Source organism: Rhizobium sp. BK399 (assembly GCF_014194695.1).
Classification (GTDB): Bacteria; Pseudomonadota; Alphaproteobacteria; order Rhizobiales; family Rhizobiaceae; genus Rhizobium.
Genome location: NZ_JACIAH010000049.1, coordinates 1 through 1,892, shown reverse-complemented (window position 1 = coordinate 1,892; position 1,892 = coordinate 1). Strand labels below are relative to the sequence as shown.

1 protein-coding gene is annotated in these 1,892 nt (G+C 58.4%); it reads left to right on the top strand.

Annotated features, from left to right (window positions below):
• A partial coding sequence (locus FHT97_RS30610) for a DUF4082 domain-containing protein (RefSeq protein ID WP_183865218.1) occupies positions 1–1,880 on the top strand: 1,880 nt, incomplete at its 5' end.
• Between the last annotated feature and the right edge of the window lie 12 nt (positions 1,881–1,892).

Genomic DNA, 1,892 nt, shown 5'->3' with positions numbered 1-1,892 from the left:
CTGACGGCACGCTCCTGACGACTGTAACTTTCACCAACGAGTCTCTCAGCGGTTGGCAAACCGCAAAGTTCTCCAGCCCGATCCAGATCCAGGCCGGGGTAACCTACGTCGCATCGTATCACACGACCGGGACCTATGTGGCAACTGTCGGCTACTTCAACACAGCGCATACCAACGGAGCCCTCACCGGCGTTTCCGCGACGGCGAGCGGAGGGAACGGCGTCTTTTCCTACGGCACCGGCACGACCTTCCCAACATCCAGCTATCAGGCATCCAATTACTGGGTCGATGTCGTATTCAATCAATCGACGGTGAATTCGGTGCCTGTTGCAGCCAACGATAACGGCTTCAGCACCTACTCGAGCACGGCACTATCCATTGCGGCAGCAGCCCTCCTGGCGAACGACAACGACCCGGATGGCGACCCGTTGTCGATCACGGGTGTTGCAAACGGGGCAAACGGCACAGTCACTTTCGATAGCGTGACAAATACGATCGTGTTCACTCCGACAACAGGATACGTCGGCGCGGCAAATTTCTCATACACGATCGCGGATGGCCGCGGCGGTACCGCCTCGGCAACCGTCAACTTGACGGTTGGCGCACAGCCAACGGGCACAGGCCTGTTTTCGTCAACGGATACGCCGACCATTGCTGCGGACAATGATCCAGGATCGGTGGAACTCGGCGTCAAGTTCACCTCTTCCGAAAGGGGCGAGATTACTGGCCTGCGCTACTACAAGAGCGCGCAAGACACCGGCACGCACGTCGGTTCACTCTGGAGCAGCACCGGCGTCCTGCTTGCGTCCGCAACTTTCTCGAACGAGACAGCAAGCGGCTGGCAAACGGTAACCTTCTCGCAACCTGTCAGCATCTCCGCAGGCGTTACCTATGTGGCAAGCTATCATTCGAACGGCTTCTATGCGGCCACGCCAAACTATTTCACGACCAGCCACTCAAACGGCACTCTGACCGCATCTTCTACGGGCAATGGCGTTTATGCCTATGGCACAGGCAGCCTCTTCCCGAGCGCGACCTACAATTTGACCAACTATTGGGTCGACGTTCTTTATCAGCCAGCGACTCAAAACGCTGCCCCCGTCGCTGCGAACGACTCCGGAATATCAGGTGTTGCAAACACCCAATTGACGATCCTCGCCTCGGCATTGCTCGCCAACGACAGCGACCCCGATGGCGACGCGATTTCCGTCACCAGTGTCGGCAACGCGCTGCACGGAACGGTGTCCTTCGACAGCCAGTCGAACATGATCACCTTCACGCCGGAAACGGGCTACACCGGATCTGCGAGCTTTTCCTACACCATCGCCGATACGAAGGGTGCAACGTCCACTGCGCAGGCATCCCTCAACATTTCCAACGAAGGCAGCGAGCAGAATGTCTTCGCCGCCGGTACGACGCCGGCGATCGTCTCCGTCAACGACAACAGCCCGGTCAATCTCGGCATGAAATTCCAGTCGGATGCAGCGGGCTGGATCACCGGTATTCGCTTCTACAAGAGCGCGGAAAATACCGGAGCACACACAGGCTATCTCTGGACAGCAAGTGGCACCCTGCTGGCGAGCGCCACCTTCACCAACGAGAGCGCAAGCGGTTGGCAATCTGTCGATCTCTCGCAGCAGGTCGCCATCGATGCCGGCTCGACATACGTCGTATCCTACAGCACGAACGGCAATTACTCGGCAACCGGCAACTACTTCAGCGACACAACGACAAACGGCAATCTGCAGGCCATGTCGTCGGCGCTGAGCGGTGGTAACGGCGTCTATGCCTATGGCTCCAGCGGGCTGTTCCCGACGAGCACATTCAACAGCACCAACTACTACGTGGACGTGGCATTCAGGCAGCAGCTCGCAGCGTAACAGCGAGTGGGG